8 protein-coding genes, 2 tRNA genes and 1 pseudogene are annotated in these 19,045 nt (G+C 62.5%); 5 read left to right on the forward strand and 6 right to left on the reverse strand.

All coding sequences use genetic code 11. From position 1 onward, the window contains the following. Positions 1 to 2 precede the first annotated feature (2 nt). Positions 3 to 353 (reverse strand): annotated as a pseudogene (locus CHB86_RS03935) (transposase); the annotation flags it as partial. A gap of 39 nt (positions 354 to 392) precedes the next feature. Between CHB86_RS03935 and CHB86_RS03940 the strand changes: the two are divergent. Beyond that, positions 393 to 1,379 (forward strand): bile acid:sodium symporter family protein, encoded by a 987-nt coding sequence (locus CHB86_RS03940; RefSeq protein WP_089231429.1) that lies wholly within the window; start codon positions 393 to 395, stop codon positions 1,377 to 1,379. 426 nt (positions 1,380 to 1,805) lie between these two features. On the opposite strand, the gene CHB86_RS24525 is transcribed toward CHB86_RS03940, so the two are convergent. Next, a tRNA-Met gene (locus CHB86_RS24525) sits at positions 1,806 to 1,923 on the reverse strand. 445 nt (positions 1,924 to 2,368) lie between these two features. Here CHB86_RS24525 and CHB86_RS03950 point away from each other — a divergent pair. The 3 genes from CHB86_RS03950 (at position 2,369) to CHB86_RS03960 (ending at position 4,086) form a co-directional block, all read left to right on the forward strand. Beyond that, positions 2,369 to 2,650 carry a hypothetical protein gene (locus tag CHB86_RS03950; RefSeq protein ID WP_089231433.1) on the forward strand — a complete coding sequence of 94 codons (282 nt, stop codon included), beginning with the start codon at positions 2,369 to 2,371 and terminating at the stop codon, positions 2,648 to 2,650. Further along, positions 2,647 to 2,832, forward strand: a complete 186-nt coding sequence (locus tag CHB86_RS03955) for a hypothetical protein (protein WP_089231435.1) — start codon at positions 2,647 to 2,649, stop codon at positions 2,830 to 2,832. The genes CHB86_RS03950 and CHB86_RS03955 overlap by 4 nt, the downstream gene beginning before the upstream one ends. A gap of 165 nt (positions 2,833 to 2,997) precedes the next feature. Next, positions 2,998 to 4,086: a tyrosine-type recombinase/integrase gene (locus CHB86_RS03960; protein ID WP_089231437.1), complete on the forward strand. Its 1,089-nt coding sequence runs from the start codon at positions 2,998 to 3,000 to the stop codon at positions 4,084 to 4,086. Between the two features lie 76 nt (positions 4,087 to 4,162). Here the strand turns inward: CHB86_RS03960 and CHB86_RS03965 are convergent. The 4 genes from CHB86_RS03965 to CHB86_RS03985 all read right to left on the reverse strand — a co-directional run bounded on the left by CHB86_RS03965 (position 4,163) and on the right by CHB86_RS03985 (position 7,513). Continuing rightward, a tRNA-Val gene (locus tag CHB86_RS03965) sits at positions 4,163 to 4,238 on the reverse strand. 461 nt (positions 4,239 to 4,699) lie between these two features. Then, positions 4,700 to 5,425 carry a helix-turn-helix transcriptional regulator gene (locus CHB86_RS03970; protein WP_089231439.1) on the reverse strand — a complete coding sequence of 242 codons (726 nt, stop codon included), beginning with the start codon at positions 5,423 to 5,425 and terminating at the stop codon, positions 4,700 to 4,702. An 11-nt stretch (positions 5,426 to 5,436) separates the two neighbouring features. Next, positions 5,437 to 6,096 carry a histidine phosphatase family protein gene (locus tag CHB86_RS03975; RefSeq protein WP_176442759.1) on the reverse strand — a complete coding sequence of 220 codons (660 nt, stop codon included), beginning with the start codon at positions 6,094 to 6,096 and terminating at the stop codon, positions 5,437 to 5,439. 1,099 nt (positions 6,097 to 7,195) lie between these two features. Further along, the gene (locus CHB86_RS03985) at positions 7,196 to 7,513 is read right to left on the reverse strand and encodes a hypothetical protein (protein WP_089231445.1); all 318 of its coding nucleotides are present in this window, start codon (positions 7,511 to 7,513) and stop codon (positions 7,196 to 7,198) included. A gap of 97 nt (positions 7,514 to 7,610) precedes the next feature. Between CHB86_RS03985 and CHB86_RS03990 the strand changes: the two genes are divergently transcribed. Beyond that, positions 7,611 to 19,022, forward strand: coding sequence for an Ig-like domain-containing protein (locus CHB86_RS03990; RefSeq protein WP_089231447.1), 11,412 nt, complete (start codon positions 7,611 to 7,613; stop codon positions 19,020 to 19,022). The last annotated feature ends 23 nt before the right edge of the window (positions 19,023 to 19,045 follow it).

Here is a 19,045-nt window from a genome sequence, read left to right on the forward strand (position 1 = left end):
CGTCATGCCACGCGGATGATCTCGGCGGTGCCGAGGGCGTTGAAGCGGTTCATAAGGGCGATGCGGATATGGATCTCGGCGGTCTGGCGGTCGGGGTCTCTTGCCATGATGCGCTCGCCGAAGGCTTTCAGGCATCGCATCCGCGCCTCGATGCGGCTTCGGGCGTGATATCCCGTCCAGCGTTTCCAGAAGGCCCTGCCGTAATATCGCGTCGCGCGCAGGGTTTCGTTTCGGGCGCGTGCCGCCGGGCAGTCATCCTTCCATAGCCGCCCGTTCTTGCGGATCGGAATGATCGGAATGGCCTGCCGTTCGATGATGGCCTTGTGGCAGCGGCGCGTGTCGTAGGCGCCGTCGTCAGACTTGTGCAAAAACGCCCGCAAGAATAGAAAGATATGTTCAAGCGGCGAACATCTCGGGATGAGACCGACGCACTCAAAACAGTTGGAAATGGATTTTTAGATTATGAAAAGATTATATTCTTCGAAACGCCCTGCCGTTTTCGCTTCCTAGCGCCGATGAACGCGACAGTTGACCTTATTCTGCCGGCATCGCTTGCATTCATTATGTTCGCTCTCGGTGTCGGACTGAAAATAAGTGATTTCGTTCGAGTTGTTGCGCAACCGAAAGCCGTCCTTGTCGGCTTGCTTTGCCAAATAGTTCTTCTGCCGGTTGTAGCATTAGTGATCGTATTGTCTTGGCCGTTGGAACCAGAGATTGCCATCGGGATCATTGTAGTGTCCGCAGCACCGGGAGGTCCAACCTCAAACCTTTTTACTCGTTTGGCGAGGGGTGATGTCGCGTTGTCGGTGACATTGACTGCTGTCTCTAGCCTGCTTTGTGTTCTGACAGTGCCTCCGCTGGTGTTTCTCGCTAGCGAGATGATTCTCAGTGAGGCGACAGAGGGGAACCTCGAACTCGGTCCGCTGGCAATTCGCTTGTTTCTGATGGTCACTCTTCCCGTGCTGGCAGGCATGGCGGTTCGCATGGTATCAAATACTTTTGCGCTTCGTGCACAACGGATCTTGCTGGTTGTTTCCGCATTAGCGTTTGCGTTGGTACTTGCCTTGGCAATCTACCAGACATGGGAATTGTTACCCGACTACATGCAAGTAAGCGGACTCGTCACAGCCGTTTTTTTGCTAGCAATGATGGCGATATCCTTCGCCGTCGCCACGGCTGCCTGTCTGAATAGAAAACAGCAAATTACAATCACGATAGAGTCAGGACTGCAAAACGCCACTCTGGCCATCGCAACTGCGGCGGTTCTGTTCGGGACCGGAAGAGAGATGATACCCGCCATTACATACGGCCTGATTGCATACGTGCCGATATTCGCAATTGTTATGTTCAGTCGGAACCGGCCAACCGGCAGCAACTAATGCAAAAGAGAATAGCTATCCTAATCCTCTAGATTTCACATCATTTAAGCTCGCTCTTCCGTCGGAAGCGGACTCTGGACGCATCTGTTCGACGTTTGGAATTCAGCTCTAAACGACCAGCTGCGGCCGATCACGTCGCGGTCGATGCACCCCTTCATCACGGAGACCCGCGCCCTTTGAAGTCTGCTTCGAGTTGAGCCGGCCAGATCTGAGAAGTTTAGAGTGCCCTGCATCCAACAGTTGTTTGCAAGGGAGCAAGTGAGCCAGGGCCGAGCAAACTACGCTACATGGGATCGCCTCCGGCTCCGATTCTCTGTTCCGTCCAGAGGACTCGTCAAACGTTGAGGTGGTGTTGATGTAAAACGCGACATCAAAAACTTGATCGGCCGAAGCCGACTTCAAGTCTTTGATATCGTGTGGGATTTTTGGTTGCGGGGGTAGGATTTTAACCTACGACCTTCAGGTTATGAGCCAAGCGAGCTCTATTTTTTGCCGGAATAAGCGTCAATTGGTGACGTGCGGATCGCCATTCTCGACGCCCGCGTGGTGGTACTGGAAGGCGTGCCCAAGATGCTCGACCGGGAACCCGGCATCACCGTTACGGAGCACGTCTAGCAGGATCGGCGCCTCAAGAAGTTCTTACCCAATGTGGATGGCATCGTACAGGAGGGCAACGAGGCAAGCCTTCTGACCATGCTCGACCTGATGAAGGCGAGGCAGGATGCCGAGGAAGGCGCCGGCGCGTTCGATCATAGCGTGAAGAAGGGCCTGTTGATCCTGTCCAAGCGGAAGGAAGACATGTTGCAGGACGATTTGGCGTTCCGGCAAAGCCCGCCTTTGGCCCGGCGCCAGTCAAGTTCCCTGCCGGTGGGGTTCACCGGTGACGAGGGCCCGGTCGCCATACCGCGACACGCAATTGCTCGAGCCCTTCCATCCCCCAGCCCCCGGGCGTGCGCCACTCGGCCCGGGGGAAACATTGGAGAACGACGATGCCCTACGTTGAGGTCTGGGTCGATGAATGCGACGGGACGTGTGGTCGCGCGACCCAGCAAGAGAAGACCATTCGCGAAACAATCCAGATGCTTCGCGACGGGCAGGTTGACGACGCGATCCGTAAGCTCGGGCTCGCCATCGATGACAAGGCCGAGAAGCGGGAGGTCGCCAAGGAGAACGAGCTTCGCGGCCTCTACCATCTGTGGCTTGCGGAGCCGATCCCGCGGCCCGAGTTCTTCTCCTTCGCTCACAGCAAGCGGCAGGCTACCGCAGCATGAGCGCGAACCTCGATCCCATCGCGGCGCTTAGGCGTGACGCCGAATTGATCGACCGGGCTGTCGAGGATGCGAAGAGATTCGGCGCCGGATGGCTGATGGTCGACAGGAACGGCATCCTTCGGTGCGTGGATCCGGTGAAGGTCATCACAGTCGGCGCCAGGCCGAGCGACAAGGACAGGTGAGAGCATGGCAAACCGCCCCGCACTCGTGTCCATAGCCGACCTCCGCCGCGCAATGAAAGTTGGGGCAGAGTTCGGTATGGCTGTTATGGTGCGCCCAGACGGAACGGTGATAATCTCTCCGGTTCCAGAGGACGCGCCACGGCAGAACGAAGGGGCTGCGCTCGAATGGTGAAGGTGGATTACCCAGGGTTGCTCAAGGAAATCCTGCCATCCGGCAATGTCCGGTGGCGCGTCCGTGTCGCCGGAGACAAGCGCCGACGAGTAGCCTTGCCGTGCGGGCCAGATGATCCGCGCTTTCTGGATGCCTACCTAGCCGCCAGGGCGGGGCAGGGGGCGCAGGCCGAGGAAGAGGCGGTTGTCGCTCGCGAAAACTCGGTCGGTTGGCTTTGGGGCCGGTTCGACACGCACATGAGCGCCCTGGTGCGCGCTGGCGCATTGAAGGCACCGACGCAGAAGCAGCGTCGACACCTGATCGGTCGATTCCTCGCCCATCCGCACAAGTCCGCGACCGTGGCGGATTTCCACATGAACGTTCCCGAGCATGTCGTCATGGCATTCCTCGACACGTTGCTCGAAACGCCCGGCGCCCGGAAGAACACGCTCAATGCGATCCGCGCGATGTATCGCTTTGCCGATGAGCGGGCCATTCTGCGGCCCAGCCCCGTCGCGGCGATCCGCGCCTCTTACACATCGCAGGGCGGGGCAACGCCATGGTCGCTCGATGACCTTCGGAAATTCCGCCAACGGCATCCGCCCGGGACTGCCGCTCACATCGCCCTGACGCTCTTCATGTTCACCGCCTGCCGGGTCTCCGACGCGATCGTGCTCGGCACCACGAACGAGACGGAGGAAGACGGCGTGACGTGGCTTTCGTGGAAGCCGATCAAGTCCAGCGGTGGCGAAGTGTCCATTCCGATGATGCCGCCTTTGCTGCGGGCCGTGCGCGGCCGCACGGTGCAGCATGTCACCGGCACCTACATCCTCAGTTCTCACGGGCGCCCGTTTCGCTCGACCGACAGCTTCCGCAACCGCTTCAAGAAGTGGTGCGTCGAGGCGGGCTTGCCGGATCGCAGCCCGCACGGCATTCGAAAGGCTGCGGGGCACCTTCTGGCCCATGAGGGCGCGACCCAATACGAGATCATGTCCATCCACGGACACGCCAATGCGGCGACCTCGGAAATCTACACGCGGGACGTTGAGCGTCGGCGCCTGGCGCGGGCCGCAGCGGCGCGGCTCTCCGGGCTCGACTGGTAAAGGTGTCCCACGCCGAGTTCGAAGGGTGTCCCACGGCGCTCCGGGGCGTTGAAATCAGGGACATTTATGGAGGCGGTGGTGGGTGATGAGAGACTCGAACTCCCGACATCTTCGGTGTAAACGAAGCGCTCTACCAACTGAGCTAATCACCCGACGTCCGGCCTGATACCGCGACGCGCTGGCACTGTGCAAGGCCGATTCCTGATGACGGCAAGCAGCCGGCATGCCGCACCCATCCGAAGAAGGGTGGGCGGCAGGTCATCCCCATGAACCCGCCGCCCGATGCGCGCCGTGGCACGCAACCAGTTGCACGTGAGTGGTGCCGTCTTCGGACGCCCCTCTCTTTGAGGAGAGGTCGCCGTCATCCGGTGGCTGAAACGAGAAAGGCCACCAGGCACTGAACAGACGCGACTGCCAGCACCCCGGAACGGGAAACTCGGGAGTCCTCGGTCCCGGATCCTTCCCGGTGCCGCACACCCTCAGTTCGGCGCGGTGCTGAGCCTTGTCTGCAGTGACCCGGATATAGGCGACCGGGGCGCACGGATTCAGTCCCGTAGTCGCGTGACAAATTGGGAAAGCGCTCGCCGAACGGTTTGGTGCGTCGCGCCGCCCGTCAGGCCACGGCCTGCACGAGGCCGGCGCCCAGCCCCTTGACCGCCGCCGTCGTGCGGTCGTTCACGCCAAGCTTGCGGAAGATCCGTCGAACATGGGTGTCGACGGTATGAACCGAGATCCCGAGGATATCTGCGATCACCGAGTTGGACTTGCCCCGCGCGATCCATTCCAGCACCTCCAGCTCGCGGGCAGTCATGCCGAGCGGGGTCTGCGGGGTGGTCGAGACCATGTTGCAATAGCAGAGATGCGCGGCCTGCGCGACAAGCTGCAACTCGCGCAATGCGTCCGGCGACAGCCTGGGCGCACCCTCGGGAAAGCCGAGGTTCACGGTGCCGTTCCGGCAATCCGGGCCGAAGAGCTGCAGAATGACGCCGTCGCCGGACACTTCCTCGCGCAGGATGTCGAGAATTCTCAGCGCCTCCTCGGACAGTTCCGCCATCCTTTCGGTATCGGACCAGTAGAAGGGTTCGGTGGTGGCCAGGGCGATCAGAGCGATCGGGTTGTTGCGAAACAGCTCTTCCTCGATGAAGCGGGTCGCGAGGCGTTCGGGGAAACCGTCGTGGTAGATCGTCGGTTCCAGCTCGCTCTCGTAATCCGACAGGAAGTGACGATAGCTGACGCGTGTGGCGCCGCGTTCGTGGAAGAAGTCGAGTGTCGTCTTCCAGAGCGCATCGGTATCGGGGGCCTCGCGAAGACGGACGATGAATTCCTCGCAACTGACCATCGACACCCCTTTCAAATGCGACTCCGTGGCCCCGACGGCAACCCGGTTTCGAGTCGGTCCTGACGCCCTTGGGCGACACGGTAAACCACGCCCTGGCAATCTTCCAAACCCGACATTGCCGAGACGTCGATGCCAAGCAGCGCCCCACGCAGGAATTGCGAGGTCACGCCATGGGTGATCACGATTGCCGGCTCACGCCGTTCCGACAGGAACTCCGCGATACGCGCCTGCATCTGCGCCACCGTCTCGCCGCCGGGTGCGGAGAATTTCCACAGGAACGGGTGAGAGTCGTCGGCGAGCTCCGGCCTGTCGGCGAGGATCTCTTCGCGCGTGAGGCCCTGCCATGCGCCCATGCCGATCTCCCCGAGGCGGGCGTCCACCACTGGCACCCGCCCCGGCAAGGCAAGTGCCGCCGTCGCCATTGCACGGCCGCTCGGGCTGCACAGGAGAGGAAGCCGGTCCGCCCCCGCGGCCCGCAGGATCTCGCCCTGGCGCTCCGCCTGTTCCCGACCGAGGTCGGTCAGCGGCGAGTCCAGCCGCCCCTGCATCCGTCCTGCAAGGTTCCAGTGGGTCTCGCCGTGGCGCAGGATATAGAGCTCCGGCATCACCTCGGTGGCAGGGCGGCCACTGTCGGGGGAGTGCTGGCTGCTGGGGGAAACGAACTCGACCATCTGCCAGTTATCACCACGTCGCGCCCGCTGTTGCAATCGGTCTGGCCACGTGTGCTGACGCTCGTCGGAGCGAACCCAGAGGGCGTTGGACGCGGGCTCGCCGCCGGTTGGGGACTCACGACGCACCTGAGAGCCGTGGTGTTGGAATTCACGATGTGAAAGGCGCGCCATTTCTTGCGACCTGGTTCGTGCCCATTGTCGTCACGAGAGTGAGGATCTGCGCCTGCATCCTGTGAACCATTTCGGTCTCTCGGGCTTGCTTAGGCGTGAGATTGGCGGATTTCGTGCAGTCGAAACGGGCCAGATCCTGCGCGTGGATCAAAAGGAATTGGCGTCCCGGCAGCGGAATGAAGCGTGTTTCGGAGTAATCCTCGGTAGTGATTCTCATCCGATTCGGTAGGGAGATTTCCGGAAATGGGCTTCTGTGGATGATTTGAATCAAATGAGAAAGTTGTTTTTGCCTGTCGGGGCAGGTGATTCCGGCGTCTTCATTCTATGGAGGTCGCACCCGACCCTGCAGTCTGGAAGATTGGCGAACGACCAGACATTCGAAGATGTTGATCTGTTTTTTGCTTGGCTGATAAGTGCATGAAAAATTCTGAAAAATAACTGAGCCTGCTCAAGAACTGAGCGCAGACTGCGGGCGTCTCCCGTGGATTCCTGTCGCGATGCTGCATCTGCACGCGGTCTGGTTGGCGCGAAAGTTCAATTGCCGCCAAACCTTACTGTTTCCGAACGGGATACAAACTGTTCGCAATCTGTGCGATTATTAACCATTTGGTATATGGCACGGTTAACCCGTTGGGGCGATTGGCCTGTCAGGGTTCCTCGCTTCCATGGGTGGGGTTGAATGTGAGTGCTGGTTTTCGGCCTTTTCGCATTTTCTCCAGGGTAAATGAATTTAAGGGGGCGCCCTGTAAGCGGGGCGTCTGGAGGACTGTATTTAGTACCGCTTGTGGGTATCCGCAGGGTGTGGATGGGGGATTTGTTTATGAGTCTTGGAGGACATTCTGTCTGCTGTTGCGCAAGTTCGCTCGAAACGGCAGAGACCATTTCTGGCACGAGTGTTGGTGTTGCATTTTTCGGGTGTTTTGAGGGTTTAGGTAAAGCCAATCCGAGAATACCCTTCGATCCAGGAATTGACGATGAGTTTCGTGACCTGCGCTGCCGCGAATCCAGCGAGCGCAGTCGGCCAGGGAAAACGAGCGTTCACCCGGAACCGTTCCGTCCAAAACGATACGATGCGGCCATTGCGGGAACGCCGGCGGATGTTCGTTTCGGGCATCTCATGCTGCGCCACCGCCGCCCGCTCCGCTGCTTCGCGGTCTTCCAGGCCTCGACGACTGGCCCCGGGGAATATCCAGAGCGGCCGCGGCGTCGGAACACGCGCGGGCAGCGAGGGCTGGCTGACCGGCATCTCCGAAGGTTCTGATTCTAGCCCCTTCGTTTCCTGAACGAATTCTCCAGCAAGCAAGTCAACCGGACTACGATTCATTTCGGAGTAGGACACAGTTATGGCCATTACTCAGACGTTTTCGCAAACCACGCTGACCGGAACCAACCTCACCAACCCGACGTCGTTGCAGATCGGTCCGGATGGACGGCTTTATGTCTCCCAACAGAACGGGATCATCAAGGTCTACGATCTCACCAAGTCCGGAGACACCTGGGTGGCCTCGAATGAAGAGACGATCACCCTCATCAACGAGATCCCGAACCACGATGATGATGGCGACCTGAACACGAGCGTGACCAACCGCCAGGTCACAGGGATTGTGGTCGAGGGAACCGCGGAGAACCCGATCCTGTACGTGAGTTCGAGCGATCCGCGGATCGGGGCAGGGGGGAGCGGGAACGACTCGAACCTCGACACGAACTCGGGGATCATCTCGCGTCTGACATGGAATGGCACTTCGTGGGACAAGGTCGATCTGGTGATCGGCCTTCCGCGGTCTGAAGAGAACCATTCGACCAACGGCATGGACATCCGCCTCGAACAGGTGGAGGTCGCGCCGGGCGTCTTCGAGACGCACGAGATCATGTACGTCATGTCGGGCGGCCATGACAACAAGGGCGCCCCGTCCAACAATTTCGCTTACACGCCAGAGTATTACTACTCGGCCGCGATGCTGCGGATCGATCTGACGCAACTCGCGGAAATGGAACAGGAACTGCAGGCAAACGGCGGGCTGAACGGCGGAACTGCCTATGTGGATGAATACGTTTACGCCCTTCCGACATTGGACGACCCGACCCGCACCAACGTGACAGCCGTTACGGGTGATGGCGCGATCGACAGCGCGTCCGGCACCACGGGTGCGGCCGATCAGGAAGCCGGCGACACGTTTGGCGGCAACGACGGGCGGAACCAGGCGAAATACGATCCGGACGGGCCCGTGCAGGTCTATTCGCCGGGCTATCGGAATGCCTACGACGTGGTGATCACTGAAGCCGGGAACCTCTACACCTTCGACAACGGTCCGAACAACGGCTGGGGCGGGGACCCCGTGGCATCCGACGGCACCGAGGTGACCAGCGACACCCAGGTCGCGACGAACCAGCCCAATCTCACCGACAATACGAACGACTCCGACCCGGACAACCTCCACATCGTTCAGGAAGGCACCTATGGGGGCCATCCGAACCCGACCCGTGCCTCGGGCGCGGCGGCCGGCCTCTGGTCCGGCCAGGGGGGCGGGCTCAGCGAAGACGTCCAACTTACGCCCACGAGCGATCCGTCGAACGACCCCAACACGGTCTGGGACGATCTGCCCGAGGATTGGGACACGATCACCGGCGGCATCACCAACCCGATCGAGGGCGTCTACTACGGGGGCGACAGCAATCCCGGCCCGAAGGACGAGTCCCTCCTGTCGATCGGCTCCTCGACCAATGGCATCACAGAGTACACCGCCGACAACATCGGTGACGGTGGGCCCGGCACCGAATACCTGGCGACCGTCTCCTTCAACGGCAACCTGACGCTGATCGAGGTCGCGACGGACGGCACGGCCGCAGGGTCTACCGTCACTGACACCGAGACGATCAGCGTCGGCGGCACGCCGCTCGACGTCACCGCCCTGGACAACGGCGGGATTCCGGGCAGCGGCGGCACAGGGGCAGGGGCCATGTTTGTCGCGCAGATCGGTGCCGACAACATCATCGTGCTGGAGCCCGGCGATCCGCCGGGTATCGATCTCGATGCCGACAACGATGGCGTCCTGGACAAGAACGATCCCCTGCAGTTCGACCCGGACAACGGCACGCAGACCATCCTTCAGGGGGGGGAGACGCTGTTCTGGGACTTCAACCCGGCAGCGGGCAACAATCCCGGGCCGAGCGGCGAATACAACATCGGCATGAACGGCTGGATGATCGACGGGTCGGGCGAAATCAACCCGGACGTGCTGATCGACGACCCGAGCGCGGACCTGCTGACCGATCTGAACAACACGATCCGTGGCGGTGCTCCGGGCGTCGTGCAGATCAAGCAGGTGGACGACGGGGATGCCTACCAGGGCAACAATACGCAGAACGACGCCTTGCAGGGGGGCTTCACACCTGCCGCGGATGTGGGGACGTTCACCATTCGAGTGCCGATCTTCAATCCCTATTCCAGCGTGGGGCTCGATCAGAATTTCGGAGCGGTCGGGTTCGCGCTCGGTGACGGATCGCAGCAGAACTACTTGAAGGTGATGGCCGGAGTCGGCGGCGGCGTTCCCCGCTTGCAGGTCTACTACGAAGAAGGCGACGCGGGCGTTGTGGACATATCCGTCAATGGCTCTACGGATGCCGACTTCAACAATGCCGCGACGAATGCCTCGGGCAATTCGCTCTTCGAGCTCTATCTGACGGTCGATCTGACCCAAGGCACACCGACGGCGCAGGCCTATTACAACTACGAACTCACGCCGGGCGGCGGCATGGTCCTGGCCCAGCCCAAGGCAATCGGCGGTCCGATCACGCTGCAGGGCGAGGTTCTGAAGGCCGTGACCGGTCAGAAGACCATCCAGGACGAGAGCGGGAACGATCTGCCGTCCTCGGCCATCGTCACGTTGCTGGCGACGTCCTTCGGGGCCGAAACGCCTTTCGAGGCGAATTTCGTCGACATGGAGATCACGTCGACCGCACAGGCCATCGCACCCGTTGCGCAGGATGACGAGTTCACGGCCACGCCGGACCAGCCGGTCGTTATCGATGTCGCGGACCTTCTGGCCAACGACAGCGATGCGAACGCCACGGACACGCTCACGGTGACGGGTGTGTCGAACGCGCAGAACGGCTCTGTCGTTCTGGATGACAACGGCACCGCTGGCGACGCCACTGACGACCTTGTAATCTTCACTCCGAATGCCGGCTTCGAAGGCGACGCGACGTTCGAGTACACGGTTTCCGACGGCACCGGCCTGAACGATACCGCGATGGTCACCATTGCGTTGGCCAACCAGGTGCTGCTGTACCGGATCAATGCCGAAGCCGAGACGATTTCTGCGCTGCCCGGGTCTCCGCTAGACCCGAACGGTGAGGTCGACTGGGTCGGAATCGGCGGCACTGGGGCCGCGACTGTCGGCGGCGCGTCCGTCAACACAGGCACGATCAGCACGCAGAATACCTCCGGCCGCGCGACGACAGGTCCCTACGCGGTGCCCGACTACGTGCCGCAGGCGTTGTTCGAAAAGGAACGCTACGACCCGTCCAGCGGTGCCGAGATGGAGTGGGATTTTTCCGCGCCCACTCAGGGCACATATACGGTCAACCTCTTCATGGGGAATGGATACGGCGGGACCAGCCAACCCGGCGAAAGGGTCTTCGACATCTTCATCGAGGGACAACTCGTCGAGGACGACCTGGACCTGTCTGCCACGCTTGGTCACCAGGTCGGCGGGATGTTCACCTACGAGGTGCTCGTGACAGACGGCAACCTCGACATAGACTTCGGGCATGTTGTCGAGAACCCGCTCGTCAACGGTATCGAGATCTACGGCCCGGCATCTGGTGCGCCGGTCGACACGACCGCGCCCCTGATCGCTGAGATCGACGTGCAGCCCTTGAGCACGCAGGCCGGAAACGACCAGCCGATCTCCGTTTTCGTGACCTTCACCGACAACGAAGGCGTCGATACGGACACGATCCTCGGTACCACCTTGTCGGTCAGCGGCGGCCCGATCGGCAGCGATCCGACCACCGTGATCATCACGGGTGCCGATGGGGACCCGTCCATCGTTGCCGAGTACATCGTCGATGCACCCGACGGCGGCTGGCCCGCCAACACCCCCTACACATTCGAAGTGTCTGGCGTCACGGACGAAGCCGGCAACGCGGTCGTCGCAGCGGCGGAGGGGTATACCTTTGCCGCACCGGTCGAGCCGGGCGATGTGGTCTACAGGGTGAACGCCGGCGGCGCTCAGATTGCGGCCGGAGACGGCGGCCCGGCGTGGTCGGAGGACCAGTCCGCGAGCACTGCCAACGGCTCTGCCAACACGGGGACGCCGTCCCAGTACCTCGATCTGACGGCCCCCGCGCAGGACACCACCTATGGAGCGGCCTTCACCGGGGCGAACAACACCACCTTGCCCGACGCCATCTTCTCGACGGAGCGTTACAGCGAGGTCGCCAATCCCGACAACATGTCGTGGGATTTCGTCGTCGCGGACGGCGACTACATCGTCAATCTCTACTTCGCCGAGGTCTGGACCGGAGCGCAGAGCGCCGGCGCCCGGGTCTTTGACATCAATATCGAGAACATGTTGGTAGAAGACGATTTCGATATCACGGCCGTCTTCGGCTGGAACACGGCTGACGTGCGTTCCTATGAAGTCACGGTTGCAGACGGGGTTCTCGATATCGATTTCCTGAAGGGGTCTGCCAACAACCCAAAGATCAGCGCGATCGAGATCGTCGCGGCGTCGGACGCGACACCGGTGGACAGTTTCAACGGCACCCCGGCTACGGGTGACGATTTCTCCAACGACAACCAGAACCCGGACGACGTCACGCTGAACCTTGGCGCGAACACGCTCGTGTCCAGTGCCGAGAACTCGGACTCCGACTTCATCACCTTCGAGGTCCAGGCCGGCCAGCAACTGACCGCTATCAACCTGCTCGACTTCGTGAACGAAGGCTCCAACGCGGTGTTCCTCGGCATCCAGCAGGGCGGCACGATGCCGAGCCAGTCGGACATCGAGAACGGCAGTGCAACGCTCGACGGCGGGCTCGTCTTCAACGAGACGCAGGTCGGCAACGACATCCTTCCGCTCCTGGCCTCGAACACGGTCGAGGGCGCCGGCCAGCCGACCAACGGGTTGTCGCTGCCACTGGGGCCGGGCGTCTACACGCTCTGGTTCAACCAGAACCAGGACCTGACGGTCAGCACGCTGGAGCTGGTGACCGAGGAAATCCCGGCCTCCACGGCCGCGGCAGAGATCCTCGTCGATACCACCGGCATCAACGGCTCCACCTACGGGAACCAATCGTTCAACATCTCCAACACCGGCGACGTCGCCATCACGAAAGTGACCTTCGATCTTTCCTCGGCGATCCTGCCGGAGGTCGTGTTCGATCCGAACGGCACCGCCGGCGACGGCACCGCCAAGGGCTTCACGCCCGACGGCGGCAGCGAAGTGACGACCGGCGTCACCGACCACAGCTTCACGGGCGCCTATGAAGGCGGATTCTACGGCCTCGAGATCGACTTCAGCGATTTCCAGAATGGCGAGACGCTGACCTTCGGGCTCGACGTCGACCCGATCAGCATCAAGGGCGCCGCGTCGCCGGGGCCGAATGCGTCCGGCTCGGTGTCGGGCTTCGAGCTGATCGGAAGCACCGTGACCGTGGAATTCGCGGACGGCACCTCCGTCACCAGCAACCTGTTCGATGCCGGAAACGAGGCGGACGCCGTTGCGGTGGTCACCGCCGGTGCGCCCGAAGCGCCAACGATCGGCCTGCTCAACGGCGCGAGCCCCTCGACGGTCAACAGCGCGAACCAGACCATCGTGATCCTCGGAACGCCGAACGCCGAGGTGACGTTGCTTCAGGTCGAGGCCGGCATGTTCATCGACGGGATCGATGGTCCGAACGCACCGGACGGCTACGATGTGGACCCCTACGAGGCGAACAGCGCCATCAGCCGCACGGTGTTCACCGGAACGCTGGATTCCAATGGCCAGCTCGCCGTGCCGGTCACGCTGCTGGACAGCGATGACGAGGGCGGGCTGAACCACTTCGTCGCCGTGGTGAATGGCGCGGACGGTAAGACCAGCCAGACCAGCAACAAGATCGTGGTCGAGTTCGACGCCTCCGCCACAGGGCCGGGCGGGTCCTACCTGCCGAACGCGCAGGGCAACTTCATCTTCGAGGCCGAGGATGGCCTGAACAACGGGCCCGGCGGTTTCGAGATCAAGGATGCGTCTCAACTGGAGGCCGGCCACGCCCAGCCGTCCAACGACTACATCGAGACCTCAACCAATCATTTCGGCAACAACGCAGGCAACGGCGAGACGCTGACCTACAAGTTCACGCCGGAAACCGACGGCTTCATCCGGATCAACCTGATCTCGAGCTATCAGGGGGCCGATGCGACGGAGGAAAACGACGCCTGGACCAAGATCCAGCTCGACGGTGTGGACATCCCCGCGCTGGACCGCTCCGTGCCGCTCGTCAGCAACAACGGCTTCTACAAGACCTACCAGAGTGGCCAGGCCTCGACGGACTGGAAACTCGCCAACAAGAACGTCGACAACAACGGTCAGCCGATCGTCATTCCGGTCGAAGGCGGCAAGACCTACGACTTCCTGCTGTCCGAGCGTTCCGCAGGGTTCGAGATCGACAAGATCGCGCTCGAGTTCTTCGAGACCGACCCCGGCAACACCAGCTTTGGCGGCTTCGCGAACCTGAACGGCCAGGAACTGTCCGAACTGGCCCTGCCCGGGGCCGAGATCTCGGGCCGCGTCTTTGCGGACGCGAACGACAACAACGTCGACGACAGCGAGCCCGGAGTTGCCGGCGTCACCGTCGAGCTGCTCGACAGCGCCGGTTCTGTCGTCGCGACGGCAGTGTCCACCGACAACGGCGGCTACGTCTTCGCGAACCTTGCGGACGGGACCTACTCGGTCCGCTTCCCGACCGATCTGAATGGCGACCCGCTGGTCCTGGCCAACCAGGGCGGTGACGATACCGCCGACAGCGACGCGGACCCGTCGAACAACGGGGAAACCCAGCAGGTTACCGTGGTGGCAGGCGACGTCGTCTCCGATGTCGATGCCGGCTATGACCGGGAGATCGTGCTGGTCGGCGCGGCGACGCTCGAGGTCACCGTGAACTCCGACAACGTTCAGTCCTCGAACTACGGCAACAATTCCTTCGTGCTGACCAATGTCGGCGACAAGGATATCGCCAAGGTCGAGATCGACGTCACGAACGCGATCTTCACCGATGCGGTCTTCGACCCGTTCGGCGAGGCGGGCGATACTGTCGCGAAACACCTCACGATCAACACAACTGGCGGCACCGGCGTGGATGCACCGGACCTCGGAACCAGCAGTGCGCCGGGTTCGAGCTATCTCGGTGCGGGCGGCATTCTGGGCTTCGAAGGGGTGCAGCTGACCTTCGACCCGAATTCCAGCGGTGGCTTCAACAGCGGGGAATCCGTCGGTTTCGCGGTCGACATGGACCCGAATTCCATCGCCGGCGCGACAAAATCCACGCTCGACAGCGGTGCGAGCCCGGCTTGGGATATCGGGGGCATCTCCGGGGCCGAGCTGATCGGCTCGACCTTCACCGTGACCTTCACGGATGGCAGCACGGCGACAGGCTATCTGAGCGGCGCGGGCAACCAGGCCGGCTCCAAGGGCCTCGCGAGCCAGGACTCGCCCGACTTGTCTCCGACCCTGACCGTCAACGGCCTCGTGCCGGGCGGCGTGGGCACATACCAGGACGGCGGCCCGAGCATCATCATCGATGGCCCGGCCGGCGAGACGGTGCGCGTGGTCGTCGCCAAGGGCATCATCCAGCCCGTCAACAACAACTTCCCCGATGATCCGAGCAATCCCAACGAGTATCACGACCAGCTCGATGCGCAGCTCGCAGCATTGGCGGCATCGGACTTCCCGGCCAACAACGCCGCCGAGTTCCTGACCGTGGACGTCGTTCTGACCGGAACGCCGCAGGACATCTCCGGCCTGTTCGACTTCTCCCAGGTTACCCAGGGGCAGCAACTGGCGGTGGACGAGAGCACGCTCCCGCTCGGGATCGTCGCGGCGGTCATCGACCCGACCAACAACGACCTGCCGAAAGGCCCGGTGACCGACTCCATCTACCTGACGCACAGCGTCAATGCCGATCCGGTCGCGCAGGACGACGCCTTCAGCGTGGACGAGAACGCGGCGATCGTGGGTGGCGATGTCTTTGCCGACAACGGCAACGGCCCGGACAGCGACGCCAACCTGACCGATGTGCTCACCGTGTCGGAGGTCAACGGCGTGCCCGGCGATGTCGGGGTCCAGGTCACGCTTCCGTCGGGAGCGCTGCTGACGCTGAACGGCGACGGCACGTTCGACTATGATCCGAATGGCATCGACGTGCCGGCAGGCGAGATTGCGACGGATACGTTCACCTACACCATCTCGGATGGCAATGGCGGCGTCGACACGGCGACGGCAACCATCTCGATCAACGGCGTGGTGAACCCGCTCGACATCGACGATGACGGCATCCTGAACACCGACGATCCCTTTGCCTACGACGGCAGCAACGGACTCGACCGGGTGCTGGTGGCCGGCGGGTCGTTCACCCAGGATTTCAACACGCCGACCGATCATCCGTTCGACGCCGATGGCGGTTTCACCGGCATTCTCGTGAACCAGGCCTTCGACTACGGGAACCCCACGGATCCGGCTGCGGACCCCTATGGCAACCGGACCAACGAGGCGGACGTGTCGATCTCCGGAGGGACGTTGAACGTCCTGTCCACGGAAACCGACGCATTCTCCACCGGCACGGGCACCAACAACACGCTGGCCGATGGCTATCAGTCGGCTGTCGATGTCAGCGGCCTGACCACGTTCGAAGTGCACGCAAGGGCGAGCAGCGCCGATTGGTTGGCCTCGACCTCGCAGAATGGCTACTCCCAGTTCGGGATCACCCTTGGCGCGGGCGGGACGGATGACTTCGTCAAGCTGGTGATCAGTGACCGGGGCAACGGGGCGCCCGCCATCCAGATCGCGAACAACCAGTCGCTTGCCGTCGGAGAGCAGAATTACTCCGTCAACGCTGCGAACGGCCCGTCGGTCGACCTGTCTCTGGTCGGCGATATCGAATTCCGCCTGATCGTCGACAAATCGGCAGGTGCGAACGGCCAGGTAATCGGCCAGGTGGACTTCCTTGCGGCATCCGACGGTTCGCTGCTTACCTCCTTCACGTCCCCACCGGTGGATATCCTCGCGAACAGCTCGCTTCTGGATGCCATGGCCAACGACAACCCGCTCACCGGCGGCGAGGGGACGGGCGGGCTCGCCTACGGCATCTTCGTCTCCGACTGGAGCGGTTCCGGCGCCGCCAACCGTATCACGGCGAACTACGACTTCCTGACGATCCGGGCCCTCGACGATGTCATCGCGACGATCTCTGTCGACGATCCGACCCTGGTCGAGGATGGTGACACGGGCGAGACCACGCTCAGCTTCACCCTCAGCTCGGATGCGCCGATCAGCGGCGATGCGGATGTCTCCTTCATACTGACGGGGACCACCGCCTCGGCGCCGGACAGCCCGGCCACGGTGACCTTCGTCAATGGTGTCGCGTCCATCGATGTGACCGTCGCCAACGACGACATGGCGGATGCGGACGACCTCATCGGCATCGAACTCACGGCCATCGCGCCGTCGACGGGCTCGGCCATCACCGCAACGCTGCAGCTTGGCGACACGATCGGCTTCGGCACAGTGGCCGAGGACGATGCGGCGCCCATGGGAGGCGACGACACCGCGAACACGCCGCTGGATCAGGCCCTTACCATCGCTGCCGCGGATCTGTTGTCGAACGACACGGATGCGGATGACACCGGTGCAGGCGCCCTGACAATCACCGGCGTCGGGACCGATGGCGCGGACGGTGGCACGGCCAACGGCGGCACCGTCGCGATCGACACCAATGGCGACGTGGTCTACACGCCGGCGGCGGGCTTCAGCGGGGAAGACACGTTCTCCTACGTGGTCAGCGACCCGGGCGGAAATACCGGAACCGCCACCGTCACCGTCTATGTGACCAACGTCGTCATCGACGCGACGATCCAGGTTTCGGGCGAGACGACCTACGGGACCAATTCGTTCGACATCGCCCTGTCGTCGGCGACCTCGGAAGGGGTCACGATCAAGTCGATCGAGTTCGACATCGGCACGGCGACCATGTCCTATGGTCTGGATCTCTCCGGCTCCAGCCCGTTCCTGGGCGCCGCCTGGGATCCGACCGGCAGCGCAGGCGACGCCGGCGCGCAGGGCCTGCAGTTCAACGACAACGTCGTCGGGCTGGTGGACCAGAACGGCGCCATTCTGCCTGCCACCGGATCGCCGGGCTTCACCGGAACAACGGGCATCTATCCCTTCGCTGACCAGCTTGCGGGCCCGATCGGTCCGGGCGGCTATCGGACGATGATACTGAACTTCGACAACTTCGATGTGGGCGAGGCCTTCGACTTCGGCATGGATATCGATCCGCAGTCGATCCAGGGCGCGTCCGGGACCGGCGAGGCCGGGGCCGTCTCCGGCGGCGAGATCGCCGGGACGACGATCACCGTGACCTTCGATGACGGTTTCGGAAACGACATCGTCCTCACGCGGCAACTCGAACTGACCGGGCTCAACACCTCGCAAGCGACCTTCTCGAACGCCCAGGCGGTCTCCGCTCCGACTCTCGAAGTGGTTGGCGCGACCGATACGGCGCGCCGGGTCGAGACCTCGTCGGTCAACCATACGGTCGAGGTCAGCGGAGTGGTGCCGGGGGCGACGGTGGAGCTCTACCTCGTCGATGCGTCCGGCTACGAGAAGCACGGTGCGAACGGCTCGGCCACGCTCCCCTCGGATCTGTTCCATGGCAACGACATGGATGTGGCCCCGACAATCCTGTCTGCCGTCGCCGACGGCTCCGGGGTGGCGACCTTCGACATCACCCTGAACGAGACGGACAACGGCGCAGCGCCCGCGACGGTGGATGGCCTGTTCTTCCTGTCGGCCGGCGTCGTGGACGGGCAGGGGAACCTGCTTAGCGCCCTGGCGGAACCGGCGGAGCTCAAGCTGGTGGAGGCCGCCAACCAGGCGCCCGAGATCACCTCGCTCGATGCTTTCCTCTTCACAGAAGGTCAGGCCGGAGCCGTCTTCACGGCGATGGCCACCGACCCGGAGAACGATCCGATCACCTTCGATCTGGGAGGTGCCGACGCCAGCCGGTTCTTCATCGACGCAACGACCGGGGAAGTGACGCTTGTCGATGCGCCGGTCTTCACCATCGCCGACGAAGACATCGCGACGGTGGAGGACGTGGTGCAGACCCTGAACATCTCGGTGATCGCGTCGGACGGGCAGGACCAGACCGTGCAGGACGTGACGGTCGAGTTCCTGAAGGACAGCGACGGCGACACCGTCGCCGACCTGAACGACAACGCGATCCTCGTCGCCAACACCGACCAGGCCGATAGCAACCAGGACGGCTACGGAGACGTGCTGGATGCGGATATCAACGGGGATGGCTTCGTCAGCATCCTGGATTTCTCGATCCTGTCGACGGCCTTCAACACGCAGCTTGGGGATCCGGGCTACGACGATCGTGCCGACCTGAACTACGACCTGGCGATCACCCTGACCGACTTCTCCGCGCTGTCGGCGCAGTTCAACACCGTCCTGCCCCAGCTGTCCTCGGTGGATCTGATCGAGATCTGACTTCGCGTCGATCGTAACCTGTT

This window comes from Tropicimonas sediminicola (assembly GCF_900188335.1).
Lineage (GTDB): Bacteria > Pseudomonadota > Alphaproteobacteria > Rhodobacterales > Rhodobacteraceae > Tropicimonas > Tropicimonas sediminicola.

Bases quoted from the DNA above. Each gene is read 5' to 3' on its own strand.
- CHB86_RS03940 (WP_089231429.1), top strand. From the start codon at position 393: ATGTTCAAGCGGCGAACATCTCGGGATGAGACCGACGCACTCAAAACA.
- CHB86_RS03950 (WP_089231433.1), top strand. From the start codon at position 2,369: ATGCCCTACGTTGAGGTCTGGGTCGATGAATGCGACGGGACGTGTGGT.
- CHB86_RS03955 (WP_089231435.1), top strand. From the start codon at position 2,647: ATGAGCGCGAACCTCGATCCCATCGCGGCGCTTAGGCGTGACGCCGAA.
- CHB86_RS03960 (WP_089231437.1), top strand. From the start codon at position 2,998: ATGGTGAAGGTGGATTACCCAGGGTTGCTCAAGGAAATCCTGCCATCC.
- CHB86_RS03970 (WP_089231439.1), bottom strand. From the start codon at position 5,425: ATGGTCAGTTGCGAGGAATTCATCGTCCGTCTTCGCGAGGCCCCCGAT.
- CHB86_RS03975 (WP_176442759.1), bottom strand. From the start codon at position 6,096: ATGGTCGAGTTCGTTTCCCCCAGCAGCCAGCACTCCCCCGACAGTGGC.
- CHB86_RS03985 (WP_089231445.1), bottom strand. From the start codon at position 7,513: ATGCCGGTCAGCCAGCCCTCGCTGCCCGCGCGTGTTCCGACGCCGCGG.
- CHB86_RS03990 (WP_089231447.1), top strand. From the start codon at position 7,611: ATGGCCATTACTCAGACGTTTTCGCAAACCACGCTGACCGGAACCAAC.